14 protein-coding genes are annotated in these 20,743 nt (G+C 71.9%); 11 read left to right on the forward strand and 3 right to left on the reverse strand.

Annotated elements, in window-relative coordinates:
* The first annotated feature begins 9 nt into the window (after positions 1-9).
* The 10 genes from ACIA6B_RS27340 (at position 10) to cysN (ending at position 14,439) form a co-directional block, all read left to right on the forward strand.
* Complete coding sequence (locus ACIA6B_RS27340) at positions 10-4,830, forward strand: beta-ketoacyl synthase N-terminal-like domain-containing protein (protein ID WP_396777605.1); 4,821 nt, start codon at positions 10-12, stop codon at positions 4,828-4,830.
* Between the two features lie 57 nt (positions 4,831-4,887).
* Positions 4,888-5,196: an acyl carrier protein gene (locus ACIA6B_RS27345; RefSeq protein WP_396777607.1), complete on the forward strand. Its 309-nt coding sequence runs from the start codon at positions 4,888-4,890 to the stop codon at positions 5,194-5,196.
* Between the two features lie 2 nt (positions 5,197-5,198).
* A complete protein-coding gene (locus ACIA6B_RS27350) occupies positions 5,199-6,020 on the forward strand; it encodes an alpha/beta fold hydrolase (protein WP_396777773.1) in 822 nt (273 codons plus the stop codon).
* 26 nt (positions 6,021-6,046) lie between these two features.
* Complete coding sequence (locus tag ACIA6B_RS27355; protein WP_396777609.1) at positions 6,047-7,009, forward strand: sulfotransferase domain-containing protein; 963 nt, start codon at positions 6,047-6,049, stop codon at positions 7,007-7,009.
* 138 nt (positions 7,010-7,147) lie between these two features.
* A complete protein-coding gene (locus ACIA6B_RS27360; RefSeq protein WP_396777611.1) occupies positions 7,148-8,926 on the forward strand; it encodes a hypothetical protein in 1,779 nt (592 codons plus the stop codon).
* Positions 8,927-9,120: 194 nt separating this feature from the next.
* Positions 9,121-10,122, forward strand: a complete 1,002-nt coding sequence (locus ACIA6B_RS27365; protein ID WP_396777613.1) for an alpha/beta hydrolase family esterase — start codon at positions 9,121-9,123, stop codon at positions 10,120-10,122.
* A 57-nt stretch (positions 10,123-10,179) separates the two neighbouring features.
* On the forward strand, positions 10,180-11,358 hold the full coding sequence (locus ACIA6B_RS27370; protein WP_396777615.1) for an ABC transporter ATP-binding protein: 1,179 nt from the start codon (positions 10,180-10,182) through the stop codon (positions 11,356-11,358).
* Positions 11,355-12,182, forward strand: coding sequence for an ABC transporter permease (locus ACIA6B_RS27375; protein WP_396777617.1), 828 nt, complete (start codon positions 11,355-11,357; stop codon positions 12,180-12,182). Before ACIA6B_RS27370 ends, ACIA6B_RS27375 begins: the two co-directional genes overlap by 4 nt.
* Before the next feature lie 38 nt (positions 12,183-12,220).
* Entirely contained in the window at positions 12,221-13,135 is a 915-nt protein-coding gene (gene cysD / locus ACIA6B_RS27380; RefSeq protein WP_396777619.1) for a sulfate adenylyltransferase subunit CysD, read from the forward strand.
* Complete coding sequence (gene cysN, locus ACIA6B_RS27385; protein WP_396772898.1) at positions 13,135-14,439, forward strand: sulfate adenylyltransferase subunit CysN; 1,305 nt, start codon at positions 13,135-13,137, stop codon at positions 14,437-14,439. Before cysD ends, cysN begins: the two co-directional genes overlap by 1 nt.
* A gap of 181 nt (positions 14,440-14,620) precedes the next feature.
* Here the strand turns inward: cysN and ACIA6B_RS27390 are convergent, their stop codons facing one another.
* The 3 genes from ACIA6B_RS27390 to ACIA6B_RS27400 form a co-directional block, all read right to left on the reverse strand.
* Positions 14,621-15,421 (reverse strand): hypothetical protein, encoded by an 801-nt coding sequence (locus ACIA6B_RS27390; protein WP_396777621.1) that lies wholly within the window; start codon positions 15,419-15,421, stop codon positions 14,621-14,623.
* Between the two features lie 108 nt (positions 15,422-15,529).
* The gene (locus ACIA6B_RS27395; protein ID WP_396777623.1) at positions 15,530-15,964 is read right to left on the reverse strand and encodes a hypothetical protein; all 435 of its coding nucleotides are present in this window, start codon (positions 15,962-15,964) and stop codon (positions 15,530-15,532) included.
* Between the two features lie 945 nt (positions 15,965-16,909).
* The gene (locus ACIA6B_RS27400) at positions 16,910-18,979 is read right to left on the reverse strand and encodes a SpoIIE family protein phosphatase (protein WP_396777625.1); all 2,070 of its coding nucleotides are present in this window, start codon (positions 18,977-18,979) and stop codon (positions 16,910-16,912) included.
* A 1,404-nt stretch (positions 18,980-20,383) separates the two neighbouring features.
* Between ACIA6B_RS27400 and ACIA6B_RS27405 the strand changes: the two genes are divergently transcribed.
* Positions 20,384-20,734 (forward strand): LysR family transcriptional regulator, encoded by a 351-nt coding sequence (locus ACIA6B_RS27405; protein WP_396777627.1) that lies wholly within the window; start codon positions 20,384-20,386, stop codon positions 20,732-20,734.
* Positions 20,735-20,743 lie beyond the last annotated feature (9 nt).

The following is a 20,743-nucleotide window of genomic DNA, read 5'->3' on the forward strand; positions in this document are numbered from 1 at the left end:
GAGGAACCGATGAACAACGGCGCCCCTGCGCCCGGTCAGATCGCGATCGTCGGGATGGCCGCCCTGATGCCCTCGGCCGGTGACCTGGAAAGCTACTGGCGCAACCTGACCACCGGGGTCGACGCGATCACCGACGTCCCCGTCCACCGCTGGGACGAGGAGTTCTACGACCCGGAGCAGGCCCATCGGGCCGACCGGATGTACTGCCGGCGGGGCGGCTTCGTCGACGAGTACGCCACCTTCGAGCCGCTGCGTTTCGGGGTGATGCCCGCCTCCGTCGGGGACATCGAGCCGGACCAGCTCATCACGCTGGAGGTGGCCGCCGCGGCCATCGACGACGCGGGGGGCGCCGACCGGCTCCCGGCCCGCGACCGGATCGGGGTGATCCTCGGCCGGGGCGGCATCCTCAGTCCCGCCCAGGCCCGCTACGCCCAGCGGGTGCGGATGTCCAGCCAGGTCGTCAGCATCCTGCGGGAGCTGATCCCGGACGTCGACCCGGCCCGGTTGGAGCTGCTGCGCAAGAAGTTCGACGAGCGGCTCGGGCCGTACCAGCCGGAGGGGACCATCGGTCTGGTGCCGAACCTGGCCGCCTCCCGGGTGGCCAACCGGCTCGACCTGCGCGGCCCGGCGTACACCATCGACGCGGCCTGCGCGTCGTCGCTGATCGCCGTGGACCAGGGCATCACCGAGCTGGTCAACGGCCGGTTGGACGCGGTACTCGCCGGTGGCGTGCACCACGTGCACGACATCAGCTTCTGGTCGGTGTTCAACCAGCTCCGGGCGCTGTCGCGGCGGGGCGAGATCCGGCCGTTCGACGCCGCCGCCGACGGGTTGCTGATCGGCGAGGGCACCGGCGTGGTGGTGCTCAAGCGGTACGCCGACGCGGTGCGTGACGGCGACCGGGTCTACGCGGTGATCCGGGGCAGCGGGGTGTCCAGCGACGGCAGGTCGGCGAGCATGTTCAACCCGGCGGTCTCCGGTCAGGTGCTGGCGATCACCCGGGCCTGGGAGTCGGCCGGGCTCGACCCGACCGCCCCGGACGCGCTGGGGCTGCTGGAGGCGCACGGCACCGGCACCCCGACCGGGGACGCCGCCGAGCTGACCACGGTGGCCCAGGTGTTCGGCCCGTACACCGGTGGTCCCCGGCCGGTGATCGGCTCGGTGAAGTCGATGATCGGGCACACCATGCCGGCCGCCGGGGTGGCCGGTCTGATCAAGGCCGCGCTCGCGGTGCACCGGGGGGTGCTGCCGCCCACCCTGCACTGCGAGACGCCCCGCAAGGAGATGGCCGCGACCCGGTTCGCGCCGATCGACACCGCCCGGCCGTGGGAGAGCGACGGGCCGCGCCGGGCCGGGGTCAACGCGTTCGGCTTCGGCGGGATCAACGCCCACCTGATCATCGAGCAGCCGCCCGTGTCGGTGGGCGAGCCGGTGGTCGCGCCGACCGCCCCGGCCACCGGCCGCGCCGTGGTCGACGAGCCGGACCAGGTGCTCTGGCTGGCCGCGCCGGACCCGGCCGGGCTCGCCGAGCTGCTGGCCCGCGACGACCACGAGGTACGCCGGCTCGGCGTCGAGCTGGCCGCCCGCTCCGGCGCGGACGCCCCGCCGCAGACCCGGCTGGGCGTCGTCAACCCGAGCGACAAGCTGCTCGCGGTGGCCCGCAGGACGGTGGCCCGGGGGCAGGCGTGGCGGGGCGGAAGGGACATCTGGTTCAGCCCCCGACCGCTGCTCGGCGCGGGGGCGGGCAAGCTCGCCTTCGTCTTCCCCGGCCTGGAGGCGGAGTTCTCCCCACGGACCGCCGACCTGGCCGCCCACTTCGGCCTGCCGGACCGCGAATGGTCCGCCGCCGACCTGGGCCGGCACGGCGCCGGGCTGATCGAGGTGGGCAAGCTGCTCGACGAGGCCCTGGCCCGGATCCGGGTACGACCCGACGCGGTCGCCGGGCACAGCATCGGCGAGTGGACCGCCGCCGCGGTCAGCGGGCAGATCAGCACCGCCGCGATGGACGAGTTCCTCGACCTTTTCAACGCCGACTCGGTGGAGGTCTCCGGCTACGTCTTCGCCGCCGTCGGGGCCGGCGCGGATCAGGTCACCCCGCTGCTCGGCGACTACCCCGGGGTGGTCCTGTCGCATGACAACGCCCCGGCGCAGTCGGTGGTCAACGGCCCCGAGCCTCAGGTCGACCGGCTCGTCGAGGCGCTGCGTACCCGTAACGTCTTGTGTCAGAAGCTGCCGTTCCGGTCGGCGTTCCACACTCCCGCCTTCGCCGACGGGCTCACCTCGATCGGGGCCGCCCTGGGCCGCTGGGAGGTGCACCCGACCCGGATGCCGGTGTGGTCGGCGACCCTGCACGCCCCGTTTCCCGCCGACGAGGACGCGGTCAACCGGATCTTCGTCCGGCACATGATGGAGCCGGTCTGGTTCCGGCAGACCGTCGAGGCGATGTACGACGCCGGGTTCCGGGTGTTCCTCCAGGTCGGTGCGGGGCAGCTCGCCTCGCTGATCGGTGACAACCTGCGCGGGCGCGACCACCTCGCGATGCCGGTCAACACCGCGCACCGCAGCGGGCTGAACCAACTGCGCCGGGTCGCCACGGCGCTGTGGGTGGAGGGGGCCGCACCGGACCTGCGGGCGCTGGACACCGTGGACCGCACCCCGGCGGCGGGCAACGGCCGCATGCCGGCGGCGGGCTCCGACGAGGGCCCGACGAAGCCGCGTGGCGGCGCCGCCCGACGCGGCCCGCGGATGAAGCTCGACCTCGGCGGGCCGCTGGTCCGCCTCGGCGCAGACGCCGCCGGCCTGCTCGGGGTGACCGCGTCGCCCGACCCGGTGCCGTCGACGCCCGGCAACGGCAACGGCGCGGCGCGGCCCGTCGTCGCCGCGACCGGCCGTGCCGCAACCGGCCAGGGCCGCCCGCCGACGCCGGCCGCCGCGCCGCCCCCGGCGGCCCGACCGGTGGCCGCACCGGCGCCCGCCGCACCGGCGTCCGCCGCACCGGCGCCCACCGCACCGACACCCACCGCCCGCCCGGCCGCCGCGCTGGACGCGCTGCACCGGCTCGGGTCCAGCGCGGCGGCCGAATTCGCCGCCCTGCTGCGGGAGAACACGGCGGGGCTGCGGACGGCCACCGGCGGCGGTGGCGCGACGACACCGACCCGACCCGCCCCGCCGGTCGACGCCCCGCCCGCGCGGCCACCGGTGACCACCACCGGCCCCCGGCGTCCGGCGAGCGCCGCCGGGGCCGGTGCGGAGATCGGTCGGATCACCCGGCGGATCTCCCTGGAGACCATGCCGTACCTGCTGGACCACTGCTTCTTCGTGCAGCCCGACGACTGGCCGGACCCGGAGGACCGGTGGCCGGTGGTGCCGGCGACCGCGCTTGTCGCGCACATGATGGAGGCGGTGGAGCAGCTCGTGCCCGGCGTCCCGGTGGTGGCGGTGCACGACGCCAGGTTCACCAAGTGGCTGATCGCCGAACCGGCCACCGACGTCGAGATCGTGGTTCGGGCCGCCGGCCCGAACCGGTACTCGGTCGTCTTCGCCGGATATGCCCGCGCGACCATCGAGGTCGGCCACGCGTACCCGCCGCCGCCGCCGGTCTGGACCCACGACCCGGCCACCGAACGACCGCCGACCCTCGGCGCCGCCGAGATGTACGCGGAGCGGCTGATGTTCCACGGCCCGCAGTTCCAGGGCGTGACCGAGGTGCACGCGCTCGGCGACATGCACGTGCGCGGCGTCGTCACCGCCCCCGAGCCGCCCGGGGCACTGCTGGACAACGCGCTCCAGCTCATCGGCAACTGGCTGATCACCACCCAGCCGTTCCGGACGGTCGCGTTGCCGGTGGGGCTCGGGCAGGTGCGGTTCTACGGGCCGCCCCCACCGGCCGGCCGGGCGTTCGAGTGTGTCGCCCGGGTCCGCGTCATCGACGACGGCAAGCTCGTCGCCGACACCCAGCTCAGCTACCAGGGGCGGGTCTGGTCGGAGATCGAGGGGGCGGTGGACCGCCGGTTCGACAGCCACCCGCAGGCCCGGGTCGCGGAGCGGTTCCCCGAGCGGCACCCGATGTCGCTGTTGCAGGCGGAGGGCTGGACGATGGCCTTCGACTGCTGGACCGACCTGGTCACCCGGGGCATGGCGGCCCGGGGCATCCTCGGCGGCGCCGGTTACGCCGAGTACGAGCGGCGGCCCGCGAAGACCCGCAAGCAGTGGATGCTGGGCCGGATCGCGGCGAAGGACGCGGTGCGGGCCCGGCTGTGGGATGACGGTCACACCGACATCTACCCGATCGAGCTGACCGTCGGCAACGACCCGGACGGCCGACCGTGGGTCCGTGGTCGGCCCGGCCGCGACCTCGGCGACTGCGACGTGTCCCTGGCGCACTGCGCGGAGATCGGGGTGGCGATCGCCCGCCGCCGGGCCCCGGGCGCGCCGGCCGGCGGTCCGGGCGTCGGCATCGACGTCGCTGAGGTCACCGACCACCCGGAGAGCACCCTCACCTTCGCCCTCACCCATTCCGAGCTGAACCTGATGTCCTCCCTGGCCGGCACGGACGCCGGGGCCCGAAAGCTGTGGTTCACCCGGTTCTGGGCCGCGAAGGAGGCGGTCGCCAAGGCCGAGGGCACCGGGCTGGACGGCTCACCGCGCCGGTTCCGGGTCTACTCGGCCTCCGACACCGGGCTGACCGTCCACGTCGGCGGGCGCGCGTACCGGGTCGGCCACCGGGTCGTGACCAACCCGGAGGATCTGCCGCCCCGCCGGTACGTCGTCGCCTGGACCTGGGGGCCGGAGCCTGCGCCCGCCATCCCGCCCGGGGTGTCCCGGCCATGAGCCGGCCCCCGGCACGCCGCACCGCCCACCCATCCGACCAGCAGAAGGAGCACCGCCATGCCCGCGGCCCAGGACACCATCCTCGCCGAACTCACCGAGATGATCGACGCCGTACTGGGTGACTTCGCGGACGACCAGGTGGTCACCATGGACACCACGTTCTCCGACGACCTGGGGATGGAGAGCATCGACGTCGTCGCGCTCGCCGGCCGGCTCCAGGCCCGCTACGGGGACACGGTGAACTTCGCCCACTTCGTCGCCAGGCTGGATCTGGAGACCGTCCGTGAGCTGACGGTCGGGCAGCTCGTCACGCACATCGCCGATTCGTTGGCCAACGCCGACGAGGTCGGGGCGGGCAGCCGGTGACCATGGTCCGGGCGAACGGGATCACCCTGCACACGCAACGGCTCGATCCCCCCGGTCCGGCCGCCGGCGGCCGGACCGACCCGCCGACCGCCGTGCTGATCCACGGGATGGCCTCGGACACCATGGCGAGCTGGTACTTCACCCTGGCCGAGCCGTTGTCCCGGGCCGGCGTCCCGACCGTCCTGTACGACCTGCGCGGCCACGGGCGCAGCGAGCGCCCCGCCACCGGGTACGCCCTGGACGACTTCGTCGACGACCTGGCGGCGTTGCTGACCGGCCTGGACGTCACCGGTCCACTGCTGCTGCTGGGCAACTCGTTCGGCGGGACCATCGCCTTCGGGTACGCCGCCCGGTATCCGGGGCGGGTGGTCGGCATCGTGGCGGTGGAGTCGGCGCCACCGGTCCCCGAGTGGATGCGCCGGGTCCGCGAGCGACTCGCCCGCGTCGCCGCCCGGCTGCCCGGCGGTGAGGCGGTCGCCGAGATCGGGGCCCGGCGGGGCCGGGTGGCCGCCCAGCGGGCCGCGGAGACGCAGCGGATGCTCGCCGACACCAGCCTGGCGCGGGAACTGCCGGCGAGTCCGCTGCCGACGACCGAGGCGCTGGCCGCGATCGGCTGCCCGGTGCTCTGTCTCTACGGCGGCGACTCGGCGGTGGTGGAGCTGGCCCCGACGGTACGCGGGCTGCTGCCGCAGACCCGGGTCGCGGTGCTGCCCGACCAGAAGCACACGGTGCTGATCGACCGGCCGGAGGAGATCCGCCGGCTCGTCTTCGGCTGGCTGGCCGAGGACTGCTCACTCGACCTGGCCCAACCCACCACCGCATGACGACGCGACACGTAGGAGGTCTTCCGATGGACACCCCGATCACCGGCCGGTCGATCATCATCAGCAACGGTCGGTGCGGCTCCACACTGCTGTCCGACCTGATCCACGAGGAGCCGGACACCCTGTCGGCCCAGGAGTTCTTCATGTCGGTGGCGCCGTGGGCGCGCAGCGCCGAGGTGCTCACCGGCGCCGCGTACTGGGCGGTGCTGGCCAGCCCCAAGGCGGAACTGTCCACCCTGTTCCGCATCGGGTTGCCGCCGAAGGAGGTCCGCTACCCGGCGACGGGCCGGTGGGCCGACCGGCTGACCGAGCTGCCCCGCATCCTGGCCATCACCCTGTCGAAGCTCACCGCCGACCCGGACGCGTTGTTCGACCAGCTCGCCGAGCGGGTGCCGCGGTTCCGCACCCAGACGGTGGCCCAGCACCATCACGACTTCCTGGACCTGCTCGCCGTGCTGACCGGCAAAACCCGGTGGGTGGAACGCTCCGGCGGCTCCAGCCACGTGGCGCCGTACCTGCTGCGGGGCTTTCCGGACTGCAAGGTCGTCTATCTGACCCGCAACTGGGAGGACACCGCCCGGTCAATGAGCCGGCACTCGTCGTTCCAGCTCATCCAGTTGCGGGTGGAGTTCCTCGGCCGGTGCGGCCTGGACCCCTTCCGCGTCGGCGCGGACCAGTCGGTGCCGGAGGATCTCCAGCGGTACCTGCCGGACCGGCTGACCGCCGACGCGCTGCGGGAGCGTGGCGCGGACCTACGCCGCTACCTGGGCCTGTGCGCCTTCATGAGCAGCCAGGCCGACCAGGCGTTGCGGGACGTGCCCCCGGAGCACCTGCTGCGGATGTCCTACGAGGACCTGGTCGCCGACCCGGTCGGGGAGCTGACCGGCCTCGGTCGGTTCCTGGGCTTTCCCGACCCGTCGGGCTGGGCCGAGCGGGTGGCGTCCCGGGTCGTCGCCCCGACGCCCCGCCGGCAGCCCGCCGCCGTCTGACCGGTCCCTGCCAGTCCCTGCCTGTCCCTGCCTGTCCCGGCCCGGTCTCCGGTCCCCGGGACGGGCGTCCCACTCCTTCGGAAAGAGAGACAGTTGGTGAATCCACTCCGGATCTCCCCGCGACGGTGGTCGACCGTCGTGGCCGTACTCGGACTCGGGTCGGTGTTGGCGCTTCCCCCGATGGCGCTCGGCGCGCCGCTCGACGCCGCCGACGCCGGCGGCACTGCCGGAACGCACCAGAGCGGCCCGCAACTGCTCGCCAAGGCCCAGCCGGACGAGTGCTTCGCCGGGATCGGGCAGGCGTACCCGGCCGGCCCCCCGTGCGCCACCGGGCAGGCGAAGGTCAACCAGGCGTACCTGTGGGGGATGACCCGGGCCGGCAGCACGCTGTGGTTCGGCACCGGAGCGAACGTCAACTGCCTGACCAGTGGGCGGGCCCTGCGCAACACCAAGCCGACGGTGAACGACGACTGGGTCTGCGAGTACGGCGAGAGCCAGGTCGCCAAGCGTAACCCGCAGTTGCCGGCCATTCTCGGTGACCACCGCCAGCCGCGCCTCTACACCTTTGACACCCGCGCCAACAAGCTGACCGAGAAGACCGACCTGGTGAAGGCGGCCTCCACCGAGGACGCCAACCGGTTGCAGAGCACGGCGGGCATCCGGGCGGCCGGCAACTTCGGCGGGGTGGCCCTGCTGGGCGGCCCGGCGCTGGGCACCAGCGTGAACCTGTTCGCGTTCGACACCGACACCGGCGCGTACCTGGGCTCCCGCAACTTCCCGACGTACGGCAACATCCGGCACTTCACGGTGGCCGGTGACGTCCTCTACGCCGGGGTGGGCGTCGGCGCGAACGGTGGCGAGCGCGGCAACGTGCTGCGCTGGACGGGCAGCAAGGCCGACCCGTTCGCGTTCACGGTGGTGGCGAACCTGCCGGCGCAGGCCGCCGACCTCACCGTGCACCAGGGTCGCGTCTTCGTCACCACCTGGCCGGGTTCCGACGACGAGCTGGCCGGCCCGACCGCCGGTGCCGCCGCCCCGCCGCAGAGCATCGCGGCGGTCTGGATGAGCCCGCCCCTGGCCGCGGGCGCCCCGGGGCTCAACCCGGAGGACGCCGACGGCTGGCAGCAGGTGTGGAACGTGTCGGCCTACGAGCCGGACCCGGTGGTGGCCCGCGCCTATGCCCTGGGCGGCCTGGCCTCCTACGGCGGTTACCTCTACTGGGGCACGATGCACGTGCCGATGAAGGCGACCACGGTGCACATGGCGACCTACCCGCCGGCGGACGAGGCGGCGGCCCAGGCCACCATCCAGAACACCCAGCGGTCGATCAGCATCTACCGGGGTCGCAGCTTCGGCACCCACTTCCAGAAGATCGACCTCTTGTACGGCTCGACGGACCTACCCGCGTACGACCCGGCGGCCAACGGTGGGGCGGGGGCCTGGGCGTTGCAGTCGACGCACCAGACGCCGAAGTTCGGCCCGGCCGGGTTCGGCAACCCGTACAACAACTACACCTGGAAGATGGTGGTGGCCGGCGGGAGGTTGTACGTCGGCACGATGGACTGGAGCTACCTGGCGAAGGAGCTGGGCAAGGAGACCGCCGACGAGCTGGGCCTGTCGCCGCGGCTCGGTGAGCTGATGGCGCAGGCGCCGATGACGGCGGCCGGGATGCGGGCCGGCGCCCGGCCCGAGGCGGTCTACGGCGGTGACCTGTACGTGTTCACCTCGCCGACGAAGCCGGCGACGACGGTGGACAACACCGGGCTGGGCAACTACCTGAACTACGGCATCCGCAACATGGTCGCCGACGGCACGACCCTCTACCTGGGCATGGCGAACCCGATGAACCTGCGGACCGACCCGGGCGACGACGTGCCCGAGGGCGGTTGGGAGCTGATCCGGCTCCGGCGTCACTGAGGCCGGGGGCCGGTCCGGTGCCAGCGTCGTCGCCGGGCCGGCCCTCCTTCCCGCCCCCGGCCGGGGGCGGTGGGGTGCCCCTTGCCGAATCCGGGCGCGTCTCTGACGTTGCTCGAACATTCCTGGGCGAAAGTAACCATATGATGCCTTTTACCGCTTTCCGCCCCTCGGTCGGGCCGGTTCCCCGCCGGCCGGTGGCCCGATTCGCGGGCACACTCACGCTGCTCGTCGCCCTGACCGTGCCGACCGGATGCGACCCCGACCGCCAGGACGCCCGGCCCGCCGACGGCGGATCCGCACCGACGGCCGGCGCGGCACGCCCGACACCGGACGTCCCCGTCGGCAGCTCCACGCACACCATCACGGTGGACGGGCGGGAACGCAGTTACCGGCTGTACCGGCCCGCCTCGGCCGACCTCGCCACGCCGGTCCCGCTGGTGGTGATGCTGCACGGCGCGGCCGGCACCGGCGAGCAGGCCGAGCAGGCGTACGGCTGGACCGGACAGGCCGACCGGGACGGCTTCCTGGTGCTGTTCCCCGACGGGCTGAACCGGGCCTGGGCCGTCGGCCCGCAGTGCTGCGGCGCACCCGCCCGGGAGGGCGTCGACGACGTCGCCTTCATCACCGAGCTGGTCGCCAGCGTCGGGCGGGACATGCCTGTCGACCCGGCCCGCCGGTACGTCACCGGGATCTCCAACGGCGGGCTGCTGGCGTACCGGCTCGTCTGCGACACCACCACCTTCGCCGCGATCGGAGCGGTGGCGAGCACACTGACCGGGCAGTGCCCCGACCCGAAACCGGTCTCGGTGCTGCACATCCACGGCCGGCAGGACCGAACCATGCCGTACGACGGAGGCCCCGGCCGCCGGGACAACGGCGGCACCGGCCGCAACCCGGTGAAGATCGACGGACCGCCCACCCCCGAGCTGGCCGCCCGCTGGCGGGCCGTCGACGACTGTGCCGCGCCGAAGGCGACCACCGACGGGCCGGTCACCCGGTCGACGGCGACCTGCGCCCAGGGCCGCGCCGTCGAACTGATCACCATCGCCGACGCGGGCCACCAGTGGCCCGGCGGTCGCCCCAACCCGCCCCGCGCGGAGCAACTGCTCCACCTCGATCCCCCGTCCACGGCGCTGAACGCCACCGACACCATCTGGCGGTTCTTCGCCGCGCACCCCAAGCCCACCGGCGGCTGAGCGGCACCGTCGCCAGCCGCAGGCTCCGGCATTCGCACCCGCAGAACAGGAGTTGAGATGCCCAGCAGAGACGGGCCGGCCGTGGTCGAGGTCGACGACCTCGTCAAGCGTTACCCCCGCACCGACACCAACGCGGTGGACGGGTTGTCGTTCACCGTCGCGCCGGGCGAGATCTTCGGGTTGTTCGGGCCCAACGGGGCCGGCAAGTCCACCACCGTCGGCATCCTGACCACCCGACTGCGGGCCACCGGCGGGCGGGCCCGCGTCGGCGGGATCGACGTGGGCCAGGACCCGGCCGCCGCCCGCGCCCAACTGGCCGTGGTGCCCCAGCACAACAACCTGGACCGGGCGCTGACCCCCCGGCAGAACCTGGTCTACCACGCCACCTACCACGGGGTACGGCGACGCGACGCGCAGGCCCGCGCCGAGGAGTTGCTGGACCGGTTCGGCCTGACCGAACGCGCCGATCGGAGGATCGAGGCGTACTCCGGCGGGATGGCGCAGCGGTTGATGATCGCCCGTGCGCTGGCCCACGAGCCGGCGGTGCTCTTCCTCGACGAGCCGACCAACGCCCTCGACCCGCAGACCCGCCTGCTGATCTGGGGCCAACTGCGGCAACTGCGCGAACGCGGGGTGGCCATCGTGCTGACCACCCACGCCATGAACGAGGCGGCCCGGGTGGTCGACCGGGTCGGCATCGTCGACCACGGCCGGCTGCTCACCCTCGACACCCCGGCCAACCTGGTCCGGGGCCTGGCCGGTGACGCGCTGCTCGACCTGACGGTCACCCCGGCCGGCGGCGACGACCCGGACGCGCTCCGCGCCGCCCTCGGCGAGCTGGCCGGCGTACGCAAGGCGGAACGGTTGGCGGCTCCGACCGTGCCGGCCGGATGGCGGCTCGGCGCCGGCGGGGCCGGGCTGGTCGGGGCCGGGGCGGGCGGTGCCGCGATGCTGGCCGGGCTCGCCGCCGGGGGTGGCGGTGGGCGGCCGGGCGCCGGCCGGCTGGCCGCCCTGGCCGGCGCGGGCCTGCTCGGGCGCGGCGGTGGCGGCGCGGCGGGCAACGGCGGTCGCGGCCGGCTGCGCATCCGCCTGCACCTGGCCACCGACCCCGCCGCGCTGCTCGGACCGGCGGTGAGCGTGCTCACCACCCGGTCGGCGGCGATCAACGCGGTCGACATCGGTGAGCCCAGCCTGGAGGACGTCTTCATCGAACTCACCGGAAGGCAACCGCGGTGACCGCTCTCGACACTCCCGCCCCGCCGCACCCGACCTCCCAGCCGCGCCGCCGCCCCGGGGCCGGGCGGGTGTTCGCCGCCGTGCTGCGTCGCGACCTGATGGTCACCGGCCGGGAACTCTGGATCATCCTGGTGCAGGTCGGGTTGACCCCGCTGTTCATGCTCTTCGTCTTCCACACCGTCCTGGGCAGCCAGGGCCTGGTCGGACGGGGTTTCGCCGACGTGTTCCTGCCCGGCGTCATCGCGCTGGCCGCCCTCACCACCGCGTTGCAGAGCGTGGCCCTGCCGTTGGTGAAGGAGTTCGGCTTCACCATGGAGATCGAGGACCGGCTGATGGCGCCGCTGCCGACCGGATACGTCGCGATCGGCAAGCTGGTGATCGCCACCATCCGGGGGCTGCTCGCGGCCGTGCTGATCTATCCGCTCGGAGCGCTGATGGTCGGCTCCGCGCCGTGGCGGCCGGAAGGGCTGCCGCAGGCGTTCGTGGTGACGCTGCTCGGAGCGTGGATCGGCGGGGCGCTCGGGATGAGCCTGGCCACCACCCTGCCGGTGCAGCGGATCAACGTCACCTTCGCGGTGATCCTCACCCCGATCATCTGGACCGGCTGCATCCACTACCCGTGGCCCCGGCTGTCGTCGGTGCCGTGGTACCAGGTGGTCACCGCGCTCAACCCGATGACCTACGTCTCGGAGGGGGTACGCGGGGCCCTGCTGCCCGGCGTGCCACACCTGCCGGCCTGGGTGTGCCTGACCGTGCTGACCGGGGTGGCCGTCGCGCTGACCCGGATCAGCGTCCGCTGCTTCGACCGTCGGGCGGTCCAGTGACCACGTCCACCGCCCACCCACACCCGAAAGGACGCGCGATGAGCAGCGGATCGGCCGCGTACCAGGTCTCGCAGCTCGACGAGTTGGAGGCGGAGAGCATCTTCGTGATGCGTGAGGTGGTCGCCGAGATGGAGCGGCCGGTGCTGCTGTTCTCCGGTGGCAAGGACTCGATCGTGATGCTCCGGTTGGCGCAGAAGGCGTTCGCGCCGGCCAACATCCCGTTCCCGGTGATGCACGTGGACACCGGGCACAATTTTCCCGAGGTGCTCGACTACCGTGACCAGCGGGTCGCCGAGTTGGGTCTGCACCTGATCGTGGCCAGTGTGCCGGAGGCGTTGACCAGGGGCATGGTCCGCGAGTCGGCGGATGGTATGCGTAACCGCATCCAGACGCCGGTGTTGCTCGACGCGGTGGAGAAGCACCGCTTCGACGCGTTGTTCGGCGGCGCCCGGCGGGACGAGGAGAAGGCCCGGGCGAAGGAGCGGGTGTTCAGCTTCCGTGACGAGTTCGGTCAGTGGGATCCGAAGAACCAGCGTCCGGAGCTGTGGTCGCTGTACAACGGTCGGCATCACCCGGGTGAGTCGATCCGGGTGTTCCCGCTGTCGAACTGGACGGAGCTGGACGTTTGGCACTACATCGCCCGGGAGCGGATCCCGTTGCCGGCGATCTACTTCGCGCACGAGCGTGAGGTGATCGAGCGTGACGGGATGTTCTACGCGGTCAACGAGTTCTTCCGGGCTCGGGCTGGTGAGCAGCCGTTCAAGGCTCAGGTGCGGTACCGGACCGTGGGTGATGCCTCCTGCACCGCGGCGGTGCGTTCGGATGCGGACACGGTGGAGAAGGTGATCGAGGAAGTGGCCGCCACCCGGATCACCGAGCGTGGCGCGACCCGCGGTGACGACCGGGTCAGCGAGGCCGCCATGGAGGACCGTAAGCGAGAGGGCTACTTCTGATGAGTGTCGACACCTGGGCGCCGGCTGACGGTGAGACCGCGGCACGGCCGATGGATCTGCTGCGCTTCGCCACCGCCGGCAGCGTCGACGACGGTAAGTCGACCCTGATCGGTCGGTTGTTGTACGACACGAAGTCGCTGTTCAGTGATCAGCTCGCCGCGGTCGAGGCGGTCAGCGCGGCGCGCGGCGACGAGTACACCAATCTGGCGTTGCTCACCGATGGTCTGCGCGCCGAGCGGGAGCAGGGCATCACGATTGATGTGGCGTACCGCTACTTCGCCACGCCGCGGCGCAAGTTCATCATCGCTGACACGCCGGGGCACACCCAGTACACCCGGAACATGGTCACCGGCGCGTCGACGGCGGACCTGGCGTTGATCCTGGTGGACGCGCGTAAGGGGTTGGTGGAGCAGTCGCGTCGGCACGCGTTTCTCTGCTCGCTGCTGCGGGTGCCGCACCTGGTGTTGTGTGTCAACAAGATGGACCTGGTCGACTGGTCGCAGGAGGTCTTCGAGCGGATCGCCGACGAGTTCACCGCGTTCGCGGCGAAGCTCGACGCGCCGGATCTGACCGTGGTGCCGATCTCCGCGCTGCGCGGTGACAACATCGTCACCCGTTCGGAGAACATGCCCTGGTACGAGGGCCCGTCGCTGCTGCACCACCTGGAACACGTGCACATCGCCTCGGACCGCAACCTGGTCGACGTGCGGTTCCCGGTGCAGTACGTGATCCGGCCGCAGTCCACCACCGTCACCGACTACCGGGGTTACGCCGGGCAGGTGGCCTCCGGCGTGCTCAAGCCGGGCGACGAGGTGATGGTGCTGCCGTCCGGCTTCACCAGCCGTATCGCCGCGGTGGAAACCGCAGACGGCCCGGTCGAGGAGGCGTTCCCCCCGATGTCGGTGACGGTCCGCCTGACCGACGAGATCGACATCTCCCGCGGTGACCTGATCTGCCGGCCGAACAACGCCCCCATGGTCGCCCAGGACATCGAAGCGATGATCTGCTGGATGGACGAGACCCGCCCCCTGCAGGTCGGCGGCCGATACGCGATCAAACACACCACCCGCTCCGCCCGCACGATCGTGCGGGACCTGCACTACCGACTCGACGTCAACTCGTTGCACCGGGACGAGACGGCGACCGAGCTCAAACTCAACGAGATCGGCCGCGTCCGGCTACGCACCACCGTCCCCCTGCTCGCCGACGAATACCGCCGCAACCGCACCACCGGCGGCTTCGTCATCATCGACGAAGCCACCAACCGCACGGTAGGCGCGGGGATGATCGTCGAAGCCGCCTGACGACCGCGCTCCCCTAGCGCTCGTCGCGCAGATTCACGGAAAGAGTGGCTATCCATGCTCGGATAGCCACTCTTTCCGTGAATCAGGGGCGGGCTGGCGTCGGGGGGCGCGTGCGGGCGTCGGGGGCGCGGGCGGGCGGGGGTGCGGGCGGGCGTCAGGGGAAGCGGGTGGCGCGTGTTCATCACGTCGGCTCCGGTCGAGCCGGAGCATCCGAGGGCGCATACCTGGATTCGGCCGGAAGCAATGCTGTTCCATGGCCATTGAAGTGCTGCTCCCACAGTTCGTCGAGTTTTGGCGCGTCCCGCGCGGCCACGGTGTCACCCGCATCGTCGACGAGTCGCTCGTGACTGAGAATCACTCGGCCGACGGTCGGCCTGCCGTCCCACATCTCGAAAACGCCGACGCCGGCATGCACCGGCCGGTAGCCGCGAGTGGCGAAGTCAGGAAAGATCTCGGTGGCCTGTGCGCTGGCTCCGCCGGTCTCAGCGGTGATGAGCAGAACGGCATGTCCACCGCGGATGCCGGCCTCAACGCTGTATGCGAGGGTGCGACCCAGCCCGTCCGGCACGTCGATCTTGACAGTGATCGAGCTGATCCTCTGCGGGCCGTCGAGGCTCCAGCGCATGTGTCGCCACACCAGCCGGCCCTCAAGAGTGGTGACATGGTAGTGGTGCCACGTAGCTCGCAGCTGTGGAAGGGCGTCCTCCGACGAGACGAATCGGGCACCCAGAGTTCGTCTCAGCATTGCACCGAGGTCATCTCGACCATCGCGATCAGCAAGGCGCGAGATGGCAATGCTCGTTGCGGCGCCGACAATCCCCGCACCCAGTGCACCCACAACCGCAGCTATCACACCATTTGATACGGACTGGCGTGAGGCGCTGGACCCGGCAGTCGCGATGCCATACGCAACGCCCAGCCCGGTGGTCACCAGACCCAGCGCCAAGAGAAGCCACAGGACAATGTCGTTGCGCTTCGACATAGCCACATTGTCGGTCCGCGCCACGCCATTGGTGACTTCGGTCGATAACCCGACACCCACAATTGCTGGCCGTCGGCACGCGGGGCACCTCTGGATTCGGTTCGTGTGTCAGGGGCTACGGCGCAGTGAGCGGAGCGCGGGAACCGCGTCGGTGGCGGCGAGCGCCCAGAGGACGAGCAGCGGTTGGAAGAGCAGGCGGACCGCCCGTGCCGCGTCGGTATCGAGGCCGAATCCGTCACGCCCTTCAGTGAACTGAGCGATGTTGCCCGGGAAGACCGCGACGAAGAAGGCGGCCACGACCGCTCCGGCGAGGCCGCGTACGGGCTGTCTCCAAGCGGCGAGCAGGGCCAGCCCCAGACAGATCTCGACCACTCCGGAAGCGACGACGACGAGGTCGGCGTCGAGCGGGAGCCAGGAGGGCACCTGCGCCAGGAACTCCTGGCGCGCGACGGTCAGGTGGGCGGTGCCGGCAACGAGCAGCATCACGCCCAACGCGACCTGGCCGGCCGCGCCCGTCAACCGTCGGGCAGACGTACGTGTCATGGTGGCTCCCGGGGCATGAACGAGGGACGGACGGCCCGCTGCGGGGGCAACTCCCACCACACTACGGACAGAGGAGGCGGGCCGGCTCCCGACCCGGCACCGCCTCGACCTGTCGACCGATCTGGCGGGAGCTTCCGCCGAGGTGCCGGCGCTGCCGCCGGCCGCGGTCGGCGCTGCCGCCAGCCACGGTCGGCGCGATCAGCCGTAGCGACAGGTGTCAGCGTGGAAGCCGATCACTGTGCTGGCCGAACTCCGCGACCGTGCCACGCCGCAGCGCCTGGGCTCCCAGCGCCGCCAACGCCGTGAGCGTCGACCTGGTGTCCGGGTCGACATCCCCGCGGCTCCCGGTAGCCGACGACGAGCGCACCCAGCACCTCACCGGCCACGGTCAGGGGAAGGAACGCCCACGCCTGCCGGCCCCCGGGCGGGGCGGCCGAGGCCGCACCGCGCCGATGGCGGCGTACGCCTGCGCTGTCGTTTTCGCCGCGACCAACGCCGCGGTCACGCTCTCCAGGCTGCGGGTGCGGGCTGCCGCCCGGCTCGGCGCGGGCCGCGACCTCGGCCACCTGTCGCTGCCTGTCGACCTGCTCGGTGATCTCCCGGAACGACACCGCCACATGACCGCCACCCGTGCGCCCGACCTTGATCTCCCATACCTGACCGATCTCGGGATAGCTCAGCTCCTGCCGCCACGGCTCCCCGTGTCGGCAGCCGCGCGGTCACGGTCGAACAGGCCGCTCTCCCAACTGTGGGCGGCAGTCTCGCTGAGCGGACGGCCGATCGCGTCCGCCACGCTGCGGCCGGTCATCTTGGCCCCTTGCTGATTGACGTACTCGCAGACGAAGTCGAGAACCTCTCCGTCGACAGCCCGTACGGGACGAAGCACCGTGAACCGACTGCCGCGTCGAGGCGCGCAGGGCTCCTCGGCGCCGCCGCGGCCCGGTGTCAGCCTGGTGGGGTGAGCTGAACGGCGAGGATGGCGAGGTCGTCGGTCTGCGGGCCGGTCTGATGAGCCGTGACGGCGGCTCGGATTCTCTCGACCATCGTGGCGGGAGTGCCGTTCGGAGCGGTGGCGAGGGCCGCGACGAGGCGCTGCTCACCGAAGAGACCGTCGGCGCCTCGGGCCTCGATGACGCCGTCGGTGTAGAGCACCATGGTGTCGCCCGGATGAAGGTCGATCGTGCTCTGGTCGAGCGTGACGGTCGGGAAGGCGCCGAGGAGCACTCCGCGTACCTCGACGACGTCGACGCGGCCGTCGACGCGGCGAATGAGCACGGGCGGGTGCCCGCCGGAGGCCAGTTGCACGCTCGCGCCGGCGTCGTGCGGTTGCAGGAGAGCACAGGCGACGGTCACGAAGCGGTCCACGTCCTGGGCGGCGACGAGTTGCCGGTGGAGTTGGTGCAGCGCCTCCGCCGGGGGCGCCTGGGCGGCGGTCACCCGGAGGGTGTGCCGGGCGATTCCGGTGACAGCGGCGGCGGCGATGCCGCGGCCGGCGACGTCACCGATGACGAACACCCAGCCCGGCATGTGCGGTGCGTGGGTGGGGAAGATGTCGTAGAAGTCGCCACCGACCTCTGCGGCTTCTGCGGTGATGTAGGCGGCGGCGAGGGCGAGGCCGTGGATCTGCGGCAGCCGGGAGGGCAGCAGGCTACGTTGCAGCCGGACCGCCGTGTCGTGTTCGCGTTCGTAGAGTTGCGCGCGGGCCAGGGCCTGTCCGGCCAGGCCAGCGACGGAGGTGAGCAGGTCGCGGTGCTCGTCGTCGAAGGACTGCTCGGTGTGGAAGGCGAAGGTGAGCACGCCCCTGGCGACAGCCGGCCCGCGCAGCGGAACAATCGCCCAGGCCCGGTCGGGTGTCTGGGCCTGGGTGTCGGCGAGGTGCGGATACCGGGTTGTCATGGCGGGCACGGTGGGCAGGAAGGCCGGCTCGCCGGTACGCAGCGCCCGGGCAACCGGATGGTCGGCGTCGCGGTGCACGCCGGCCCAGCGGGCCGCCGGTTCTCCGGCGGTCGCGGTGCTGGCGAGGAACACCAGACCGCTGCCGTCCCGGTCGAGCACAGCCACTCCCGCCACGTCGGCATCGGCGGCACGGGCGCCGGTGTCGGTGACGGCCTCGACGACGTCGGAGACAGTGAGGGCCTGCGCGAGTGCCGCGGTGAACCGCTGTAGGCGGCGGGCTCGCCGTTCGCCCCTGCGGCGCACCGTGATGTCGGTGACAAGGACGGCCAGGGCGGCGGTTTCCCCGGACGGGCCGGGCACCGCGTAGTAGCTGCTGAGCCAGTCCCGTCCCGCCGCGGAGTGCGCCACGTCCCTGGCCATCCGCCCGCTGGCGGCTACCTGGGTCAGCAGCGGTTCCAGGGTGCGAGCGGAGGCGGGAAGGACATCGCGTAGCCGCCGACCGATGTGGGCGGCGGCCGGCTGGCCGTTCCACTCGGCGAGGGTGGGGTTGACACGGAGATAGCGCAGGTCGGTGTCCAGGACCGCGACGCCGATCGGGGCGTTGTCGATGAGCGTGTCGAGCACCGCGAGGTTCGTCGCCCGGTCCGCCGCGAGTTCTCCCACCCCCTGGGGCGTGTCCAGGGTGTCGACCTCGTCGAAGATGATCGCCACCGCGACCGCCCGCTCGCCCGCCGCGGCGTAGACGGGATAGTAACTTCCTCGCCAGCGAGGGCTGTCGGGTCGGGCCGGGGTGGAGCCGACGATGTCGACGTTCGTTTCCGGCTCGCCTGTCTCGATCACCCGCCGCACGAGGGTTCCGATCGACCTCGGTATGCCCGGCAGGAGGTCGAACACGAACCGGTCGACGTGCGCGTCGGCGGGTAGACCGTTGATCTCGGCGGCTCTCTGGTTCACCAGGATGAAACGGAGGTCGGCGTCGAGCACGCTCACGGCGACCGGCAGGTGCACCAGTACGGTCCGCAGCAGTTCCTGGTCGATGCCCCGCGACCGGGCTGCCTCGGTCACGGTGCCCAGCAGGGGCAGCGGGTCGGAGTGGTGTTCGTGCGCCGGGTCTGACATCGGAAGCTGCCCTCCTACCCGCCGTCGAACATGTCGTGCCGCCGATGCCCCGCACACCAACCGCAGGCGCGCTGGTCGGACACCGCCGCTCCGACCGCACCGCCATCGAAGTGGCCCGCGAACCAGCGCGACGACCATACCGCCGCGATCGCGGTGATCCACCCCTACCCGGCGGAGTCGACACGTACACCCTCCCTCGGCCCTCCACGGCAACAACCGCCGGCCGGCGCCGACCTGACCCCGCGGTACTGCTCCTGCGGATCCCCAACGGCTCTCCGCTCGAGCGCCGCCGCTGCCGGCGCCGCAACTGTCCCCGTCGCCAGCGGGCCGTCAACCCAGGCCGTGCCCGGCTCCGCGCCCCGTCGAGCGAGCCATCGCCACACCCGAGACCCGGAAAGCACCGGCCAAGCCGCGCGACCGCCCCGCCGCGAGCGGCAATCGTGCGGGCCGTCCTCGTCCCACCACCGAGGCGGCCGGCGCCAGGGGAGGCCGGCCCCCCGACGCCGAGCAGGTCCGGGACCCGAATGACGGGTACGGCGAGCGGGCGCTTTTCCGGCCGCCGCACCGCGAAATCCGATAATCCCGCGTGCGACCGTCCTTCATCGCGGTCGGCACGCCGCCGTCGCCCGACCGATGAAGGACCACCATCTGTCGACGCGCACGACCGAACGCCTGGGCGACTTCGCTAAGCGACATTTCCTCCAGACAAGCGGTCGAATGCGCCGGCCACCGGCCGGCCCGATTCCCCGTGGGGCAAATGCTGCTACCGACGCCGCCACCCGGCAGGTCGTTGCGCCGCCGCACGGCGGGCCGCACACCATCCGCGCCCACGTCGATCCGGGGAACACCGCCTCCGTACCGGCCACGATGTCCGGCAGGCGCAGCTCGGCCGCCCCCGGACGGCGCGACGCCCGACCCGGCAATCCGACGAGGTTGCGCTGCGTCACGACATGAATACGCAATTGGAATAGCCGGACGCCTTCCATTCATGCAAGACTCGGATCAGTCGATGCAACGAGGTGGCAGGGGTCGACCGCAGCAATTGCTCGCACTTGCTCGCAATGCGTCCGCGGCTGACGACTAATGCTCGCCGTCGATTGAACAACCGGTGAGGAAGTGGTGCAGGAATGGCCATCAACCATCAACCAGGAGCCGTCGGCACCCGCGCCTTACCTGCCGTCGAAAATGCCCGGAACGTCTAAGCCGGCAAGCCGAAAGTAAACGACCGCAAACGGTAGCACCTCCGCCACCGCCACCCGGTCGCCGCACCACGCCATCGAAAGCCATTCCCGGAAGAAACGCATCCGGACGATTTACCTGCCGGCCTGCCAAATTGTCACCATCCGGATACCGGCTGGCCGCCGCCCTGAATCTGCCCGTCTTCCTTTTTCGAGGGAGTTCACCATGGATTGGCAGGCCCTACACTCCTTCCGCACCGTCGCCCGGGAGAGGTCCTTCACGCGCGCGGCGGCCCTGCTGTTCGTCAGCCCCAGCACGCTCTCGCATCGGATCAGACGTCTCGAGAAGGACTGGGGCGTTCCCCTGCTCACCCGAACGACGCGGCGGGTGTCCACGACCCGTGGCGGAGAGGCGCTGTTGGCGGCGGTGGAGAAGATCGAGGTCGCGCTCGTCGAGGCTCGACAGAAGGTCGCCGACATGACGCACGCCACCAAGGGACCGCCGTTCGGTTTCCGGACGTCGGAACCGGCCGATTCCCGCCGCGGGGGCACCGGCCCGGACGGCGGACACGACTGACGACAACGC

This window comes from Micromonospora sp. NPDC051141 (assembly GCF_044455765.1).
Taxonomy (GTDB): domain Bacteria; phylum Actinomycetota; class Actinomycetes; order Mycobacteriales; family Micromonosporaceae; genus Micromonospora.